Source organism: Streptomyces sp. NPDC093801 (genome assembly GCF_040701585.1).
In the GTDB taxonomy this organism is placed as follows: domain Bacteria; phylum Actinomycetota; class Actinomycetes; order Streptomycetales; family Streptomycetaceae; genus Streptomyces.
On the sequence record NZ_JBFBDP010000003.1, the window covers coordinates 314317 to 331302 of the forward strand.

Here is a 16986-nt window from a genome sequence, read left to right on the forward strand (position 1 = left end):
GCACTCAGGAGGCAACACCCGTGGAAAAGACCGCCGCCCGTCCCGTCTTCCGGACCCGACGGGACCAGCTCCGCAACGGTGGCCGGGCATCGCTCATCGGCACCGGCTTCGGCGTGATGTGGTTCGCCCTGGGACAGGCCGTCGTCCACGGGGCCGCCCGCCCGTTCGTCCTCGCGGCCGGCGGGCTGCTGTTCGCCGCGAGCGCCGCGGCGGTCGTCCGCCTCTTCCTCCTGGCCCGGCGCACCCCCGCCGGCGAGAAGGGCACGCCGCCCGCCCCGGGCGGCGGCGGCCCGAAGTTCCTCACCGTCCTGCTGATCGAGGTCGCCGTCCTCGGCGCCGGCAACAACTACATACGCACCGGTCTGGACCGTCCCGAGATGATGCTGAGCTGGTCGGCCCTGGTGGTCGGCGCGCACTTCTTCCCGATGGCCAAGAGCCTGCGCGCCCCGATGCTGCGCTGGGTGGGCGCTGCGATGCTGGCCACCGTCGCCGCCGCCGCCGTCGCCGTCCTGGTCCTGGGAGCGGACAAGGACGCCTGGCGCTACGTACCCGGCCTCGGCTGCGCGGCCGTGCTGTGGGGCGGTACCGCCTTCACCGGACTGAGGGCCGGCCGCAAGGCCTGACCCTGCCCGGGAGGGCGGACGCCGGAAGCGGCCGTGCGGCGGGGATCCCCGGGCGCACCCCCGCCGTGCTCCGGAGCCTGCGGACGCCTCAGATCCAGCCCTGCTCCACGGCGATGCGGGCCGCGTCGAAGCGGTTGCGGCCGCCGAGCTTCTTGATGGAGGCCGAGGTGACGTTGCGTACGGTTCCGGCCGCCAGGTAGAGCTCCGCCGCGATCTCCTTGACGGTGGCGCCGCCGGCCGTGAGCCGCAGCACCTGGGACTCCCGGGTGCTGAGCTTCGTCGCCGGCCCGGCCCCCTGCGCGCCCAGCCCCATGGCACTGGTGGCCAGGGACGGGGCCATCGTCACGCAACCCGCCGCCACGCCCTTGAGGGTGGCGATGAGCCGCGGCAGCCCCGTGTCGGTCGGAACGATGCCGTGCACCCCGGCGGCCATCGCCCGGCCCACCGCAGCGGGTCGATTTCCGGCCATCATGAGGACGATTCCGCAGGCGGGCACCCTGGCCCGCACCGCCGATGCGAGACGCAGGACGTCATCGCCCACCGGGGTGTCCTCCAGCAGAACGACATCGGGCGAATGGCGGTGGACAAGTGAAAGAACGTGCTGAGGATCGGTTTCCGCGGCGATGACCTCTATGCCGCCGGCCGATCGGAGTACCTCGACGAGCGCCTCGAGAAAGAGAACCCGGCTGCCGCCGACAATGACGCTGATAGCCATGGTGAATCCCCTGAATGAACCGTGGGGCCGTGTCCTACCGTTCGGTTTCCACGGTCCAGCCACTGAGCTGTTGGGTTATCTCCAGTGCCCGGCGGCAAATACTGTCGCCTGACGCCGGTGGTTCCAGCACGTCGGAAACGGTCTGGAAGAGGACGAGCTCGACGCGCCCGTCGCAGGGGCGGACCGCCACGTGTTCCAGGCCGTCCGAGGGTGTGGCCACGGACCTCAACAACGAGGCGAGGAGGAGCGGATCCGGTGGGCCGGCCGCCCCGGCGGCAGGTGCGCGCAGGGAAACCGCGGTCATAAGCATGCGAGTCGACTAGTCCCAGTTCTGGTTGTACGAGGTGATGGCGAGGGCCGGGGCCTCCAGCGGCGCGTCCGTACCCGGGGCGACGATGTCCCAGTTCTGGTTCCCGGCCTCGACGGCCACCCGGCTTTCCCCGCCCTGGCCGGTGGCGTGGGCCGTACCGAACAGGAACAGGCCGGCGGCGAGAGCGGCGACGGAAGCGGCACCGGCGACACGACGGAACTGCAGCATGGATTTCCCCCTGGAAAAGCGTTCGTAAAGCGGGAGCCAACCGGGCGTTCGGCGCCGGGCGGCTCCTTCCTTCTGCATCCAGCTTGCTTTACGGCGGACCTCGAGTGGAAGCGGATCCGCTGGCAGGAAGAACCCCGTGGCAGCTCGGTGCCAACCTCGCAACGGACCCGGCAGGGAAGTAGCCATCCACCTGCGACGTCTCATATGTTGACCACATCGGCGCGGCTCAAGTCAGAGTGAGCGGCGGGGGACCGAAGAGGAACTGACAATGCTGGAACTACTGGGACTGGACGCACAAACAGCGGATGTGTACGGACTCATGCTGGCGAACCACGCATGGGGCGTCACGGAGATCGCGCGCCGACTCCACCTCACACCCGCCGACGTGCGCGAGTCACTGGAGAAACTGACCGATCTGCGCCTTCTGCACCGATCGGCGGTCGGAGACGAACTCCAGCCGACCGACCCCGCGTTGGGGCTGCGGGAGCTGCTCAACCAGCGCAAGCGGGAACTGGAGAGCAGGCAGGAGGCGGTGGCGCGCTGCGAGGCCGACATGGCCCAGCTGGTCAGCACCTACAGCGAGCTCTACACCGGCCAGACCCAGCGCGTCGCCCAGCAGTTCCTCGGCGTCGAGTCGGTGCAGAACCGGATCCGCGAGCTCGCCACCGAGGCTACCTCCGAGTCGCTGACCTTCAACCCCGGCGGCGCGCAGTCTCGAGCGAGCCTCGAGGCCAGCAAGCCCCTCGACCGCGACACCCTCGCCCGTGGTGTCCGGATGCGCACGGTCTACCTGGACAGCGTCCGCAACGACGCGGTCACCACCGAGTACGCGGAGTGGCTGACCGACCTGGGCGGCGAGGTGCGCACGGTGCCCTCGCTGCCGCTGCGCATGCTCATCTTCGACCGCAGGACGGTCATCGTCCCGGCCGACCCGGAGAACACCCGCAAGGGCGCCGTCCAGTTGACCGAGCCGGGCGTGGTCGTCGGCCTGGCCGGGCTGTTCGACCAGATCTGGGAGACCGCGGTACCGCTGGGCACCCGCCAGGACCGCGACGACCGGGGCCTGACCCGCCAGGAGAAGGAGCTGCTGCGGCTGCTGGGCAGCGGGCTCACCGACGAGGCCGCCGGCCGCCAGCTGGGCCTGTCCCTGCGGACGGTCCGCCGGATGATGGCGGAGCTGATGAAACGCCTCGGCGCGGGCAGCCGCTTCGAGGCGGGCCTGCGTGCGGCCCAGCGCGAGTGGATCTGACCCGCAGACCGCCGCCCCTCCCCCCTGGGGACCGGCCTGGGCCGGGGGCTGTCCGCAGAGTCCCGCCCGCCCCGCGACGCCCTCCGGGCGGCCGGCGCTCCTGCGCGGACACTCCCTAGGGCTCCGGGACCGGGGTGGGGAGTTCCAGCCAGACCGTCTTGCCCGGGTGGGCGCCGGACAGCGGGGACGACCCCCAGGACTGCGCCAGGTGGTCCAGGAGGACCAGGCCGTGCCCCCCGGGGCGCGCCCGGTCCTGCTGCGGGCGGGGTCGCGGCGGCTCGGGACTGTCGTCCGTCAGCTCGACCCGCAGCCGCCCGCCGGGCCCGTAGCGCAGGACCAGCTCCCGCGGGCCCCCCGCGTGCAGGCAGGCGTTGGTGACCAGCTCCGAGACCAGCAGGAGGGCGTCCTCCTCGGCCTCGGTGCCGGGCGCCCAGCGCCAGTCGGCGAGTGCCTGCCGGGTGAAGTCGCGGCACCGCGTGACGACCCCGGCCGTGGCGCCGCCCAGGACGAGCCTCCGCGTCTGTTCCGCCACCGGCGCACTCCCGTCTCGGCCCACCGCTCCCTCGGCGCCGCACCTACCCCCGACCAGGATGGACAAATCCCACGGTTTCGGCCACCAGGCCACCACAGCCGTGCCACAGCGGCCCCACAGCCCCGCCAGAGCCCCGCCGGAGCCCCGCCGAAGCGCACCGGGCGCCGGTGCGAAGGGGCCCGGCGGGGGCCTCCCGGTACCTTCCGAGCGGGGTCCCGAAGGCCGGCACAAGGCCCCCGCCAGGGGTTTTCGGCCGTTCTCCCCCGTGGAGCGGCCGGTCCGGGCGAGGCTAGTCCGGCCGTTCCCGCACGGTCGAGGACCGCCGCGCCGATCCGTCAAGTCCTCCGGCGCCCCTCCCGGCCGGCGCCCCCGCCCACGCCGCGCCCGAGGCGACCCCCTGTCCACATCCTGGACAACTACCCTCGGTATATGAACGCAGATGCCGACGCCGAAGCCCTCCGCACCGTGAAGGACGCCGACCGGAAGCACGTCTTCCATTCCTGGTCGGCCCAGGAGCTCATCGACCCGCTCGCCGTCGCGGGGGCCGAGGGCTCGTACTTCTGGGACTACGAGGGCAACCGCTACCTCGACTTCTCCAGCGCGCTCGTCTACACCAACATCGGCTACCAGCACCCCAAGGTGGCCGCCGCCATCGCGGAGCAGGCGGGCAGGCTCTGTACCGTCGCGCCCGGATTCGCCGTGGACGTCCGCTCCGAGGCGGCCCGCCTGATCGCCGAGCGCACCCCCGGCGACCTCGACAAGGTCTTCTTCACCAATGCCGGCGCCGAGGCCGTGGAGAACGCCGTCCGCATGGCCCGGCTGCACACCGGCCGGCCCAAGGTGATGTCCGCCTACCGCTCGTACCACGGCGCCACCACCACCGCGATCAACCTCACGGGCGACGCCCGCCGCTTCGGCAACGACAGCGCGACCGCCGGCGTCGTGCACTTCTGGGGCCCCTTCCCCTACCGCTCTCCCTTCTACGCCGGCACCGAGGCCGAGGAGTGCGAGCGGGCGCTGCGCCACCTGGAGGACACGGTCGTCTTCGAGGGCCCGCAGTCCATCGCCGCGATCATCCTGGAGACCGTCGGCGGCGCCCCCGGCGTGCTCGTCCCCCCGGCCGGCTACCTGGCCGGCGTCCGCGAGATCTGCGACCGCCACGGCATCGTCTTCATCCTCGACGAGGTCATGGTCGGCTTCGGCCGCACCGGCCGCTGGTTCGCCGCCGAGCACTGGGGGGTCACCCCCGACCTCCTCTGCTTCGCCAAGGGCGTGACCAGCGGATACGTGCCGCTCGGCGGCGTCGCCATCTCGGCTGCCATCGCGGATACCTTCGCCCGCCGCCCCTACCCGGGCGGGCTGACCTACTCCGGGCACGTCCTGGCCTGCGCCGCCGCCGTCGCCACGATCAACGTGATGGAGGAGGAGGGGATCGTCGAGCAGTCCGCCCGCACCGGCGCCGAGCTGCTGGGCCCCGGCCTGCGCGCCCTCGCGGAGCGGCACCCCTCCGTCGGCGAGGTCCGGGGCCTGGGCACCTTCTGGGCCCTGGAGCTCGTACGGGACGCCCGCACGCGCGAGCCGCTCGTCCCGTACAACGCCTCCGGCCCGGAGAACGCCCCCATGGCGGCCTTCGGCGCGGCCCTGAAGAAGGGCGGCCTGTGGCCGCTGCTCGCCGGGAACCGGATCCACGTCGCCCCGCCCTGCACCGTCTCGGCCGAGGAGGTGGCCGAAGGCCTGGCGGTCCTGGACGGGGCCCTCGCCGTCACGGACGCACACATGGCCTGAGCCGCCCGCTCCCGCGGGCGCCCGCTTGTGGGGTCGGCCAATGCGCCGGTACCGCTGTTCGGAGGTTCCGTCCCGTGGTCAACCCGCCGTACACATGGTGCAATCCCGTCAGTACTCCAGTACTTCAGTACGACTCAGCACCTACGGACCGGGATGCACGTCAGTCCCGGGGCGGTCCTGCGGGGCCGAACGGCGGGGAGCGGGACGTCCCCCTCGGGGGACGGGCGCTGGACGCCGGGCGTACGGGATCCAGACCAACGGACTCCGTGTTCCCGAGTACCCGAAGGAAGACAGCATGAGCAAGCACGTCCTGGGCCAGAACCAGTACGGCAAGGCCGAGAACCGCATCGTCGTGGTGACCCGCAAGGGCAGCGACGGCTCCTGGGCCGAGATCCGCGACCTGAACGTCTCGGTCGCCCTGCGCGGCGAGTTCCGCGACGTCCACCTCACCGGCGACAACGCCAACTGCCTGCCGACCGACACCACCAAGAACACGGTGTACGCCTTCGGCAAGGAGCACGGCATCAGCTCGCCCGAGGCCTTCGGGATCCTGCTCGCCAAGCACTTCGTCTCCTCCCAGGCCCCGATCCGCGAGGCGCAGATCCGGATCGAGGAGTTCGCCTGGGAGCGGATCCCCGTCCCGACCCGCAAGGAGCAGCACTCCTTCGTCCGCAAGGGCCAGGAGGTGCGCACCGCTCAGGTGACCTACAGCGAGACCACCGGCCTCCAGGTCGTCTCGGGCCTGAAGGACCTGACCGTGATGAACTCGACCAACTCCGAGTTCCACGGCTTCATCAAGGACGGGTACACGACCCTCCAGGAGGCGTACGACCGCATCCTGGCCACCAAGGTCACCTCCCGCTGGGCGCACTCGGCGCTGGCCGCCGACGACGCGGGGTACGACTGGGACCGGTCGTACAAGAAGGTCCGCAAGCACATGCTGGAGGCCTTCGCGGAGACGTACTCCTACTCGCTCCAGCAGACCCTGAACCAGATGGCCGAGCGGGTCCTCGACAACTGCCCGAAGGTCAACGAGGTGCGCCTCAACCTGCCCAACAAGCACCACTTCCTCGTCGACCTGGAGCCCTTCGGCCTCAAGAACGACAACGAGGTCTACTTCGCGGCGGACCGGATGTACGGCCTGATCGAGGGCACCGTCCACCGTGACGGCGTCCAGCCGGTGATCGCCACCTCCGACTGGATCGTGGCGTAACGGCCCTCCCGCCCCCGTTCGGCCCGGACCGCGTCGCGGGGTCCGGGCCGTCCGTCATTCCCCGTCCCGGGGCGCTCCCACCAGCAGGTTCCAGCGGCCCGCCCGCCCGCTGAGGGCGGTCACGGTCTCCGGGCGCACGTCGAGCCGCCAGAAGGCCGCCGCCGGCAGCTCCAGGGCCGACACCACCGCCGCGCGCACGACCGCCTGCGCGACCACCGCGTGGTGCCGGCCGGGCTCCAGCCCGGCCAGGTGGTCCCCCGTACGGGTGATCAGCGCGGCCACCGACTCCCCGCCGCCGGGCGGGGCGAACTCCGGGTCCGTGAGCCAGCGGTGGACCGCCTCCGGGTCCTCGGCCGCCACCTCGTCCAGGGTCCGGCCCGCCCACGCGCCCATGTCCGGGCCGGCCAGGCCCTCGTGGCCCGGACAGGGCCGCGCGGACCCGAACCTGCCCCGGCGGGCGGCGTCGTCGAGCGGGGGCGTGGTCAGGTACAGGCGCACCGGCGGAGTCAGGGACATAAAAAGAGCGTAAAGCGCACGCCCGGGGCGTGAGACGGCGGCCACACGCCGTGGTGTTCAAGCCAGGAGCGCGCTACCGTCACGGACGACATGAAGAAGGTATGACGGAAGTACCGGTGAGAATCCGGCACGGTCGCGCCACTGTGAATCCTCCCGCGGCGACGGGGGAGGGAAGTCAGACCCGTCCGCCTTCGACGAGAGCACCACTGACCGGGACGCGTGTTCCCCTGGAGGTTCTGCCATGGCCCACTCCGCCGTGCCCGCTTCGGCCCCTGTCGCCGTAGCCCCCATCTCGCTCTCCGCGCTGGCCCCCTGGGCCGCCTTCGCCGCCGTCGTGACGCTCTTCCTGCTGTACCTCGTCGGCGTCGAGCAGGGTGCCGCCGCCCTCTTCCAGGGCGACACCGTCCACGAGTGGATGCACGACGGCCGCCACCTGCTCGGCTTCCCCTGCCACTGACCTCCTGCTGATCCCCCGCTGATCACGCAAGGAGCTCCCACGTGAACACCGTCTCCCCCCGGGCCCTCCTGGTCCGGGGCATGCTGGCCGGCCTGCTCGCCGGCGTCGCCGCCTTCCTCGTCGCGTACCTGCTCGGCGAGTCCAAGGTGGACGCGGCGATCGCCATCGAGGAGGCCGGCGAGGCCGCGCACGACCACGCCGAAGCCGCCCCGGTCAGCCGGGCCCTCCAGGCGACGGCCGGCCTCGGCACCGGCACCCTGCTCTACGGGATCGCGCTCGGCGGCATCGCCGCGCTCGTCTTCTGCTTCGCCCTCGGCCGCATCGGCCGCTTCGGCCCCCGTGCCACGGCGGCCCTGGTCAGCGGCGGGCTGTTCCTCAGCGTCGGGCTGGTCCCGTTCCTCAAGTACCCGGCCAATCCCCCCGCCGTCGGCGACCCCGACACGGTCGTCCGGCGGACCACCCTCTACCTGCTGATGATCGCCCTGAGCGTGCTGCTGGCCTCGGCCGCCCTGATCCTGGGCCGGCGGCTCGCGCCGCGCCTGGGCAACTGGAACGCCTCGGTCGTCGCCTCCCTGGCCTTCGTGGCGGCCCTCGCCGTCGCGTACGCGCTGCTGCCGGCGGTCAACGAGGTCCCGGAGGACTTCCCGGCAGCACTGATCTGGCAGTTCCGGCTCGCTTCGCTGGCCATCCAGGCGGCGGTGTGGACTACTTTCGGCCTGGTCTTCGGTTTTCTAGCCGAACGTGCTATTGCCCCGGCCGCCGCACCCAAGGAGGCTGTACAGCCGACGAGTTGAGGACGGCACTCCGGTTGCGGACGTGCCGGGTGACGAGGGTGGGAGCCGGGACATGCAGTCCGCGATCCGGGAATGGCGGGGCTGGACCGGCGCCGCACCGTTCTGGCTGAACTCGGTGCTGCTGAGCCTGGCCCCCTTCACCGCGGTCCCCCTCTTCGCCCAGATGGGCGTCATCACCGCCCTGGCCGCCCTCGGCGGACTGGCCCGCCAGCTCTGGTACGGCGACTACGGCCACCCCGCGATGCACCTCGCCGCCGCCCTCATGGGGGCGGCGGCGGTGGTTTTCGTGGTGTTCTGACCCGCCCGCCGCCCCGCTCCCGTGTCGCACCCACGCCTGCCCGCACCAGCGCCCCCACCGCCGAACGGCCCGTGCGGCGAGGAAGAATGGGGCTTTTCTAACGGAACGGGAGCTGGTGTGACGGCGGCAGGGCGGGACATACCCGAGGAGTACCTGACCGGGTACGTGCACATGCTCGCGGAGGTCTCGGCCACCGGCCGGCGCCCGGTGCGCGCGGAGCTCGACGCCCGCCGCGACCTCGGGGAGAGGGCCGCCGAAGCCGGCTACGGGCTGCGCGGCCTGGTCGGCGCCCACCTCGCCGCCACCCGCGCCGCGCTCGGCGGCCGCGTCGCCCCCGACCCCCTGATGGCGGCCGCGGAACAGGCCGTGGACGCCTTTGCCGAAGGATACGAGCGGGCCCAGCGGCTGGCGGTGCGCCAGGAGGAGGCGGCACGCCGCGAGTTCATCGACGACCTCCTCCTCGGCCGCGGCGACCCGGAAGGCCTCGGCGAGCGGGCCGGCCGCTTCGGACTCCGCCCGGCCGGATCGCACGCGGTGGCCGTGGCCCGCACGGCATCGCCCCACACGGACGGCGGCCCGGAGGTCAGACGGCTGGAGCGGGCGCTCACCGGACGGTTCGGGGACGGGGCGGCGCTGCTGGCCACCAAGGAGGGCCGGCTGGTCTGCGTGGCCTCGGGCGACGGGGACGAGGTCCTGGCCCACTTCGCGCAGCTGGCGCGCACGGCAGCCGGCGGACTGACCGCCGTCGGACGTCCGCACCCCGGCGTGGGCGGGGTGGCCTCCTCGTACGAGGAGGCCCTGCACGCCCTGGACCTCGCGGACCGGCTCGGCTTCGAGGGGCCGCTGCTGCGCGCCGCCGACCTGCTGGTCTTCCCCGTGCTGACCCGGGACCGGTCCGCCATGGCCGACCTGGTGCTGAGCGCCCTGGGGCCGCTGCGTGCCGGACGCGGCGGGGCCGTCCCGCTGCTGGACACGCTGACCGCCTACTTCGACTCGGGGTGCGTGGCGGCGGAGGCGGCCCGGCGGCTGGGCCTGAGCGTGCGGGCGCTGACCTACCGCCTGGAGCGCATCCACAGCCTGACGGGCCACGACCCCGGCGACCCGGCCCACCGCTACACCCTCCAGACGGCGGCCCTCGGAGCCCGCCTCCTGAACTGGCCGGCCGAACCGCTCGGCTGACGGGCCCGGTTCCCCACCCCCTCACCCGTTCGGCGGCACCGCTCCCCGCTTTCCGAAGCGCACCCGGCGCACCCGTCGTCAGCTGCGAAGACTCCCCCCGCGCACCCCGGCCGGGCCGTGACACACCGTCACCCCACGGCTTCCGCCGATGTGCCCGGCCCCCGGGAGTGGTCCACGCTCCCAGGGACCGGCCGCCCGAGCCGGCCCAGGAGGAATGCCATGTCCCGCGCCCCGTGGGCGGCCGCCGCGCTGACGGTCGCCCTGCTCTGCACCGGCATCGGACTGCTGCGCGGCGGAGAGGGTGCGGAGCCGGGGGCCTCGGGCGTCGCGGACGCGCTGCCCTCACGGGCCCTGGGGCTGTCCGGCCACCGCCGCCTCGTGCGCGAGCTGGAGCACTCCGGCGCCCACTCCCACACCCCGGCCCGCAGGAGCCGGACCGGAGCCGCCGGACCGCTGCGCGCCTCGCGGCCGCTGCGGCTGCGGATCCCCAGCCTCGGGGTGGACCTCCCGCTGGCCGAAGGCGCGCAGGACGGCCGGGACACCGCCGGCTGGGACACCGCCGGGCCGGCCCCGGGGTCGGCCGGGACCGCCGTGGTCACCGGCAACGGGCTCCCGCTCGGCGAGCTGCGGCGGGGCCGCACCATCGAGATCCCGCGCGCGGACCACCGTACGGCGGTGTTCACCGTCGAGCGGGTCTCCCCGTACGGGGTCATCGCGCCCGGCCGGGGCGGCCGGGCACGCCTGCGGCTGGTCAGTGGCGAGACGTCCGTCCTCGCGCGGCTGACCGGGCCGCTGCGCACCGGCTGAGCGCGGTGCGCCGGTCCGCCCCGTCAGCCGAGGGGGGTGTCTTCGTCCCCCGGTCGGGGGCTTCTCGGCGGTGTCGGGCGAGTCGCACGGAGCGGCTGGGCATGGAAGCCCCCATGAGCGGTGCGCGGTACGCGCGGTCGGTACTGGCGCGGGCCCTGACGGTGGCCTGCGTGGCGCTGCTGTGCCTGTTCGGCGCCGGTCCGGCGGCGGCCGCCACCGCGGGCGCCGATCCCCGCAGCGTCTCCTCCGCCCCGGCGGACCCCGCCGAGGGGCAGGCGGATCCGGCCGCGGATCCCGACGCCCGGGCGGACGTGCGGACGGTCGTGCGCGTGGCGCCGGCCCCGCGCGAGCTGCCGCCGGGGACGTTCCACGTGAAACATGCGGACGGGTCCACCCGTGTGGCCCCGGTCGGGCCGGCCGGGGCGGCCGTGTCACCGAGGGCGGTCCGGAGCGTGGTCCTGCGCTGCTGAGGGGGCCGAGCTGCAGAACACCCCCCGCACACCCCTGGACCACCGTGAGGTTCCGTCATGCCCGTCGACCCGTACGCCGCCCTGAACGCCATGATCCGCGCGGAGGCCGTCCGCTTCTCCCCGGCGTCCCGCAAGGACCGCCCCGCCCCGCAGGCCCCCACCGCGGAGACCGCCCCCGAGACCCCCGAGACCGGGCCCGGTGGCGAGCAGCGCACCCCCGAGCCGGCCGCGTAGCCGGCCCGGCCCTGCCCTGGCGCGGCGCCGGTTCCCGTCCCCCGTCGTGGGGGACGGGAACCGGCGCCGCGGCCGGTGCGCGGGGCTTCAGTCCTCCCGCGTGTAGTACCGGTAGAAGGCCGCGATCCCGACACCGATGCCGGTGAACAGGCCGACGACCGTGGAGCGGAGGATGGACTGGTTGGTGAGGCTGTGCATGTAGCCGACGGCGATCCCGGCGAACACCCCGTACGCCGCGGCGTGCAGCTCCCGCATGAGCAGCGGGCCGAACCGCGCGAGGCCGTACATGACGGCGGCGAAGAGCACGCCGCACAGGATCCCGTAGAAGACGTTGCCGACGGTGACCGGACCGGTGTCGCGCTTCATCATGGCGGTCCAGAGCCCGTAGGCGAGGCCGAGCAGCAGGGCGCGGATCAGGGCGCCCCTGTGGAGGTCGTGCTCCGCCGACGTCATCGGACGGTGCCACTGGATGGTGCGGGGGGCCGCGTGTGCCATGGCGGGCTCCTCTCTTCCGGACTCCAGGGCACACCCGCCGCCGCAGGGCGGCAAGTGGATCACCCGTCCGGGCGGGCCCCGGGCGCGGCCGCTCCCCGTACGCAGCAACCGGGGTGGCGCCCCGGACCGCGCCCGCCTTCCCTGGTGACGTGCGCACCTACCTGTCGGCGGCCCTCATCGTGCTCGTGGCCCTCCTCGTGCCCGCGAGCGCGGTCGCGTACTGGGCGGACCGCCGACTGGGTGACGCCGACAGCTACACCGCCGCCATGTCCCCGCTCGCCTCCAACCGCGCCGTCCAGGGCGTGGTCGTCACCCAGGTCACCCGCGCCCTCTCCGGACAGATCGACGCGGGACCCTTCCAGGGCGGGGTCGACGCCCTGATCGGCGAGGCCCTGCACTCCTTCGCCGGGACCCCCGCCTACCGGACGGCCTGGGACGCGGCCAACCGGGCCGCCCACACCGCCTTCCTCGACGCCCTCACCACCGGCCACGGGGACGCGGTCACCATCGACCTCGCGCCGGTGATCGCGCAGGTCAGGGGAGAGCTGGTGGCCGACGGAGTGCCGTTCGCCGACCGCATCCCCGAGACGCACCTGTCCGTCGAGGTCATGGAGTACGACAACCTCGGCGCGCTCCGGGAGGGGTTCCGCATGCTCCAGGTCGCCGGTGTCTGGCTGCCCGTGCTGACCCTGCTGCTCGCCGCGGCGGCCGTGGCCGTCGCCGTGCGCCGCCGCCGCGCCCTGCTGGCCACCGGCCTCGGGATCGCGACCGGGGCCGTCCTACTGGGGATCGCGGTCGCCGTGTGCCGCCGGCTGACCCTCGACGACCTCCCGGCCGACATCGACCGGGCGGCCGCCGGGGCGGTCTACGACGCGCTGACCGCGTTCCTGCGCACCACCGCCTGGGTGGTCCTCTTCCTCGGTCTGGCCACCGCGCTCACCGCATGGCTGATGGGCCGGCTGCGCCGCACCCCATAAGCTCGGAACATACCCATCCTCCGCAGAACGACCCAGAAGAACCGATTCGCGAGCGGTGACACGGAAGCGGAATGACCACCGAACGACGCACCGAGCACATACCGCCCCGGCCACCCCGGGCCCACCCGCTGGCTCCCCCCGCCTGGCTCGTCGCGGGACTGCGACCGAGCCGTACGCCCGTCCCCTGGGCCGCGGTCGCCCGCGCCGGGATCGCGATGTCCGTCCCGCTCGCCGTCGGCTTCGCCCTGGACGAGCCCGAGTACGGTGCGCTCGCCTCCATGGGCGCGCTGTCGGGGGTGATCGGCGACACCGCCGACGCCTACCGGATGCGGATCCTGAACATCGCGCTCCCGCAGCTCCTGGGCGCGGTCGGAGTGGCCCTGGGCACCCTCGTCTACGGCCACGGCTGGGTCGCGGTCGCCGTCCTCACGCTGATCGCCCTGGTGTCCGGGATGATCTCCTCGATCGGCTCGGTCGCCTCGGCGGCGGGGCTGGTGTTCCTGCTCAACGCGGTCGTCGGGGCCGGCCTGCCGCTGCCCGAGCCCTGGTGGACGGCCCCGCTGCTGCTCAGCGCGGGCGGCCTGTTCGTGCTGCTGCTCACCCTGCTGGGCTGGCCCCTGCGCGGCCGGCAGCCCGAGCGGGCCGCCGTCGCGGCCGCCTACCGGGCCGTCGCCGACGCCCTGGAGGCGGCGGGCGGACCGGCGGCCGCGTACGACGAGCGCCGCCAGCAGGTCACCCAGGCCCTCAACCAGGCCTACGACCTCGTCCTGGCCCGCCGCGCCCGGGTGCACGGGCGCAGCCCCTCGCTGGTGCGGGTGATCGCCCAGCTGAACGTGCTGATCCCGCTGGTCGAGTCCGCTCCCGCCGCCCACCTGCGCGGCCGCCCGCTGCCGCCCGAGGTCCCGGCGGCGGTACGGGACCTGGCCACCGCCGTCGAGGAGGGCCGCACCGGCACCCCGGTCCTCGACCTCCCGGCCCCGCACGGCCGGTCCGAGCGGGCCGTGGACGCCGCCCTGCGGTACGCGGCGGAGATCGTGCACCTGGAGGAGCCGGACCTCAGCCACGCCGACGACCGGCTCGGACGGCCCGCCGCCCTGCGCGTCCGGGCCGGGCGCGCGGTGCGCGACCTGATGCTGTCCGAGGCCTCCTGGCGCTACGGGCTCCGCCTGGCCCTGTGCATCGGCCTGGCCCAGTCACTGGTCTCCCTGATCGAGGTGGAGCGCTCGTACTGGGTGGCGCTGACGGTCACCTTCGTCCTCAAGCCGGACTTCGGCTCCGTGTTCTCCCGCGCGGTGCTGCGCGCCCTGGGAACGGCCGCCGGACTGGTCCTGGCGGCCGCCGTGCTGGCGGAGGTGCCGCGCGGCTGGTGGGACGTCCCGGTGATGGCGCTGCTGGCCGCGCTGATCCCGGCGTTCTCCGCGAAGGGGTACGTCTTCCAGACCGCGGCCATCACCCCGGTGATCCTCCTCCTGTCGGACCTCCTCAACCACCAGGGCTTCGACCTCATCCGGCCCCGGCTGCTGGACAGCCTGATCGGCTGCGCCATCACCCTGGTCTTCGGCTACCTGCTGTGGCCCGAGAGCTGGCACACCCGGGTCGGGGACCGGCTCGCCGCCGCCGTCGACGACGCCGCCCGCTACGTGGAGTGCGCCTTCGCCCCGGTCGCGGACGAGGCCGCGCTGCGGGCGGCCCGCCAGTCCCGCCTGCAGGCCCGGCGCCGGATCTACCGCGACCTCTCGGGCGTCCGCAGCGAGTTCCAGCGGGCCCTGACCGAACCCCCGCCGACCGGCAGCCGCGCCGCCGCGTGGTGGCCGCTGGTCGTGGCCGTGGAGCGGGTCGTGGACGCCACCACGGCGGCCCGCGTCCGTGTCAACCACGGTGCCGCCGCCCCGCCCCCCTCCGAGGTGTCCCGCATCGCCGGCCAGATCCGGGAACTGGCCGAGGGCATCCGCAGCAGCCGCACCCTCCGCCGGGTCGACGTGCCCCCCGACCCGGAGGAGCAGAGCGTGCTGACCCCGCTGCACCAGGAGGTGGTGGCGGCCCGCGCCATCGCCCAACCGGAGCACTGAGCGCGGCCCCGGCTCCCACCGCACGGCAGCATCGGAGCATGCGCCCCCGCCGCCCCCCGGCCGCCCCGGTCCTGGCCGCCGTCCTGGCCGTGACGGCGGCCGCGACCGCCGGGTGCGCCGACGTCGAGGGCCTGGAGAACCAGGGCGACCGCGGCACGGTCCACGCCCCCCTGACCCTGTGGAAGGGCTACCGCCCCGACCCGCCCGGCCCCGGGCAGCAGCCCGGGGCCGCCGCCGTGGTCCCGGGCCTGCCCAGGGTGCCGGGCCTGAGCATGCGCGGGGTGGACCCCCTGGCCGTCGTACGGGCCGACGTCGCCGCCGCCACCGCCGAGGACGGCGGCACCGGCCGCCTCGTGGACCCCCGGGCCGTCCAGCGGATCGGACTCTGCACACGGGCTGTGGACGGCGGCCCCTACTGCCCGGTGCGGCCCGGCGTCCTGCACGACCTCACCGGCAACGGCAGGGAGGAGCTGATCACCGCCCTCGACCTGGACGGCCGCCTCAGCGAACTGCGGGTCTACACCGTCCAGGACGACGGCAGGATCGCCCGCATCCTGTCCCGGCGCGGGGTCCTGGAGGGCGTCGAGGTCGCCTCCGAGCACCTCGCGGTCCGCGAACCGACCTCGAACCCGGCCTTCACCTCCGTCTCCGACTACGTCTGGGACCCGAACACCAAGAGCATGAGCCTGTCGCAGCTCACCCTCGACGACTGCCCCGCCCTCAGCGATTCCCCGTCGAACGGTGACCGCCAACGATGCGCGCGCTGAGCAGCCTCCGCTGGAAGATCGCCCTGACCACCACCCTGGTCTGCTGCACGGTGGCCGCCGCCCTGGGGATCGCCGTGCACAACGTGGTCGCCCGGCAGATCGTCGGAGAGGTCCGCAAGGAGGCCGACCGCGAACTGGAGCACGCCCTCGGCCACTACGAGTACGGCACCGCCCACGGCGACGTCCGCTCCGCCCTCGACCCGGCCGGCCTCCCCGGCCCGCTGCGCGACCTCGTCGCCCGCGGCCGGACCGGCAGCATGGCCGGGACCTACCAGGGCGAGCCCGTGATGTGGGCGGCCGGACCCGCCGACCGGCAGGCCCTCGCGGTCTGGATCCCGTACGAGAGCACCCGCGCCCGGCTGCGGGACCTGGACACCGCGATCCTCGTCTCCTCGGCGCTCGCGGCCGGGGTGGTGGCCCTGGCCGGCCTGTTCCTCGCCCACCGCATCAGCGGCCGCCTCACCACCACGGCCGCCGTAGCCCGCCGGATCAGCGCCGGGGACCTGGACGCCCGGGTCGGCTTCCCCGCCGGCGGGGAAGCCGGCGGCCCCGACCGCTCCCGCGACGAGGTACGGGACGTCGCCCAGGCCCTGGACACGATGGCCGCCTCGCTCCAGGGACGGCTGGAGGCGGAGAAGCGGTTCACGGCCGACGTCGCGCACGAGCTGCGCACCCCGCTGACGGGCTCGCTGGCCGCCGCCGGGCTGCTCCCGGAGGGCCGGCCCAAGGAGATGATCGAGGACCGGCTGCGCGCCCTGCACCTGCTCACGGAAGACCTGCTGGAGATCTCCCGGCTGGACTCCGGGGTGGAACGGGCCGACCTGGCCCGGGTGGAACTGGGGCGGGCCGTACGGCGGGCCGTCGCCGGGTCCCGGCTCGCCGCCGAGGTCCGGGTGGTCCGGGACGCGGTGGTGCTCACCGACCGGCGGCGGCTGGACCGGATCCTGGTCAACCTGCTGGTCAACGCCCACAAGCACGGCCGGCCACCGGTCGAGGTGACGGTGGAGGGGCCGGTGGTGGTGATCCGCGACCACGGCGGGGGCTATCCCGCCGAACTGATCGAGCAGGGCCCCCGGCGCTTCCGCACGGGAGACCCCGGCCGCGGGCGCGGCCACGGCCTGGGCCTGACGATCGCGGCGGGCCAGGCGGCCGTCCTGGACATCGCCCTCACCTTCGCGAACGCCCCCGACGGCGGGGCCCTGACCACGCTCCGGCTCCCGGTGGGGCGGCTGCCGGAGGGCAGTTGAGGGACCGGGCCGGATGTTTCA

The 16986-nt window shown here is 74.1% G+C and carries 20 protein-coding genes; 15 read left to right on the top strand and 5 right to left on the bottom strand.

The window, feature by feature from the left end; genetic code table 11:
- The first annotated feature begins 20 nt into the window (after positions 1-20).
- A complete protein-coding gene (locus AB0469_RS04990; RefSeq protein ID WP_366449908.1) occupies positions 21-623 on the top strand; it encodes a hypothetical protein in 603 nt (200 codons plus the stop codon).
- A gap of 88 nt (positions 624-711) precedes the next feature.
- On the opposite strand, the gene AB0469_RS04995 is transcribed toward AB0469_RS04990, so the two are convergent.
- Complete coding sequence (locus AB0469_RS04995; protein ID WP_366449909.1) at positions 712-1338, bottom strand: response regulator transcription factor; 627 nt, start codon at positions 1336-1338, stop codon at positions 712-714.
- A 319-nt stretch (positions 1339-1657) separates the two neighbouring features.
- A complete protein-coding gene (locus AB0469_RS05000) occupies positions 1658-1876 on the bottom strand; it encodes a hypothetical protein (RefSeq protein WP_366449910.1) in 219 nt (72 codons plus the stop codon).
- 268 nt (positions 1877-2144) lie between these two features.
- Here AB0469_RS05000 and AB0469_RS05005 point away from each other — a divergent pair, with 268 nt between their 5' ends.
- Positions 2145-3125, top strand: a complete 981-nt coding sequence (locus AB0469_RS05005; RefSeq protein ID WP_366449911.1) for a LuxR C-terminal-related transcriptional regulator — start codon at positions 2145-2147, stop codon at positions 3123-3125.
- A gap of 115 nt (positions 3126-3240) precedes the next feature.
- On the opposite strand, the gene AB0469_RS05010 is transcribed toward AB0469_RS05005, so the two are convergent.
- A complete protein-coding gene (locus AB0469_RS05010; protein WP_366449912.1) occupies positions 3241-3657 on the bottom strand; it encodes an ATP-binding protein in 417 nt (138 codons plus the stop codon).
- A gap of 429 nt (positions 3658-4086) precedes the next feature.
- Between AB0469_RS05010 and AB0469_RS05015 the strand changes: the two genes are divergently transcribed.
- Positions 4087-5442 (top strand): aspartate aminotransferase family protein, encoded by a 1356-nt coding sequence (locus AB0469_RS05015; protein WP_366449913.1) that lies wholly within the window; start codon positions 4087-4089, stop codon positions 5440-5442.
- Positions 5443-5737: 295 nt separating this feature from the next.
- On the top strand, positions 5738-6655 hold the full coding sequence (pucL, locus tag AB0469_RS05020) for a factor-independent urate hydroxylase (RefSeq protein ID WP_366449914.1): 918 nt from the start codon (positions 5738-5740) through the stop codon (positions 6653-6655).
- Between the two features lie 54 nt (positions 6656-6709).
- Here the strand turns inward: pucL and AB0469_RS05025 are convergent, their stop codons facing one another.
- Complete coding sequence (locus AB0469_RS05025; RefSeq protein WP_366449915.1) at positions 6710-7171, bottom strand: histidine phosphatase family protein; 462 nt, start codon at positions 7169-7171, stop codon at positions 6710-6712.
- Between the two features lie 241 nt (positions 7172-7412).
- On the opposite strand from AB0469_RS05025, the gene AB0469_RS05030 reads away from it, so the two are divergent.
- From AB0469_RS05030 to AB0469_RS05060, 7 genes are all read left to right on the top strand, one after another.
- Positions 7413-7628 (top strand): CbtB-domain containing protein, encoded by a 216-nt coding sequence (locus AB0469_RS05030; RefSeq protein ID WP_045945631.1) that lies wholly within the window; start codon positions 7413-7415, stop codon positions 7626-7628.
- A gap of 41 nt (positions 7629-7669) precedes the next feature.
- Positions 7670-8422: a CbtA family protein gene (locus AB0469_RS05035; RefSeq protein ID WP_366449916.1), complete on the top strand. Its 753-nt coding sequence runs from the start codon at positions 7670-7672 to the stop codon at positions 8420-8422.
- A 52-nt stretch (positions 8423-8474) separates the two neighbouring features.
- Positions 8475-8720: a hypothetical protein gene (locus AB0469_RS05040; RefSeq protein WP_366449917.1), complete on the top strand. Its 246-nt coding sequence runs from the start codon at positions 8475-8477 to the stop codon at positions 8718-8720.
- Positions 8721-8891: 171 nt separating this feature from the next.
- Positions 8892-9899, top strand: coding sequence for a helix-turn-helix domain-containing protein (locus AB0469_RS05045; protein WP_366449949.1), 1008 nt, complete (start codon positions 8892-8894; stop codon positions 9897-9899).
- 219 nt (positions 9900-10118) lie between these two features.
- Positions 10119-10706: a class F sortase gene (locus AB0469_RS05050; RefSeq protein ID WP_366449918.1), complete on the top strand. Its 588-nt coding sequence runs from the start codon at positions 10119-10121 to the stop codon at positions 10704-10706.
- Positions 10707-10819: 113 nt separating this feature from the next.
- A complete protein-coding gene (locus AB0469_RS05055; protein ID WP_366449919.1) occupies positions 10820-11176 on the top strand; it encodes a hypothetical protein in 357 nt (118 codons plus the stop codon).
- Between the two features lie 57 nt (positions 11177-11233).
- Positions 11234-11410 carry a hypothetical protein gene (locus AB0469_RS05060; RefSeq protein ID WP_366449920.1) on the top strand — a complete coding sequence of 59 codons (177 nt, stop codon included), beginning with the start codon at positions 11234-11236 and terminating at the stop codon, positions 11408-11410.
- 87 nt (positions 11411-11497) lie between these two features.
- Here the strand turns inward: AB0469_RS05060 and AB0469_RS05065 are convergent, their stop codons facing one another.
- Positions 11498-11905 carry a hypothetical protein gene (locus AB0469_RS05065; RefSeq protein ID WP_366449921.1) on the bottom strand — a complete coding sequence of 136 codons (408 nt, stop codon included), beginning with the start codon at positions 11903-11905 and terminating at the stop codon, positions 11498-11500.
- 149 nt (positions 11906-12054) lie between these two features.
- Between AB0469_RS05065 and AB0469_RS05070 the strand changes: the two genes are divergently transcribed.
- The 4 genes from AB0469_RS05070 to AB0469_RS05085 all read left to right on the top strand — a co-directional run bounded on the left by AB0469_RS05070 (position 12055) and on the right by AB0469_RS05085 (position 16965).
- Positions 12055-12882, top strand: coding sequence for a hypothetical protein (locus tag AB0469_RS05070; RefSeq protein ID WP_366449922.1), 828 nt, complete (start codon positions 12055-12057; stop codon positions 12880-12882).
- 71 nt (positions 12883-12953) lie between these two features.
- Positions 12954-14951 (top strand): FUSC family protein, encoded by a 1998-nt coding sequence (locus tag AB0469_RS05075; RefSeq protein ID WP_366449923.1) that lies wholly within the window; start codon positions 12954-12956, stop codon positions 14949-14951.
- 38 nt (positions 14952-14989) lie between these two features.
- Positions 14990-15718 carry a hypothetical protein gene (locus AB0469_RS05080; RefSeq protein ID WP_366449924.1) on the top strand — a complete coding sequence of 243 codons (729 nt, stop codon included), beginning with the start codon at positions 14990-14992 and terminating at the stop codon, positions 15716-15718.
- On the top strand, positions 15706-16965 hold the full coding sequence (locus AB0469_RS05085; RefSeq protein ID WP_366449925.1) for a HAMP domain-containing sensor histidine kinase: 1260 nt from the start codon (positions 15706-15708) through the stop codon (positions 16963-16965). Before AB0469_RS05080 ends, AB0469_RS05085 begins: the two co-directional genes overlap by 13 nt.
- The last annotated feature ends 21 nt before the right edge of the window (positions 16966-16986 follow it).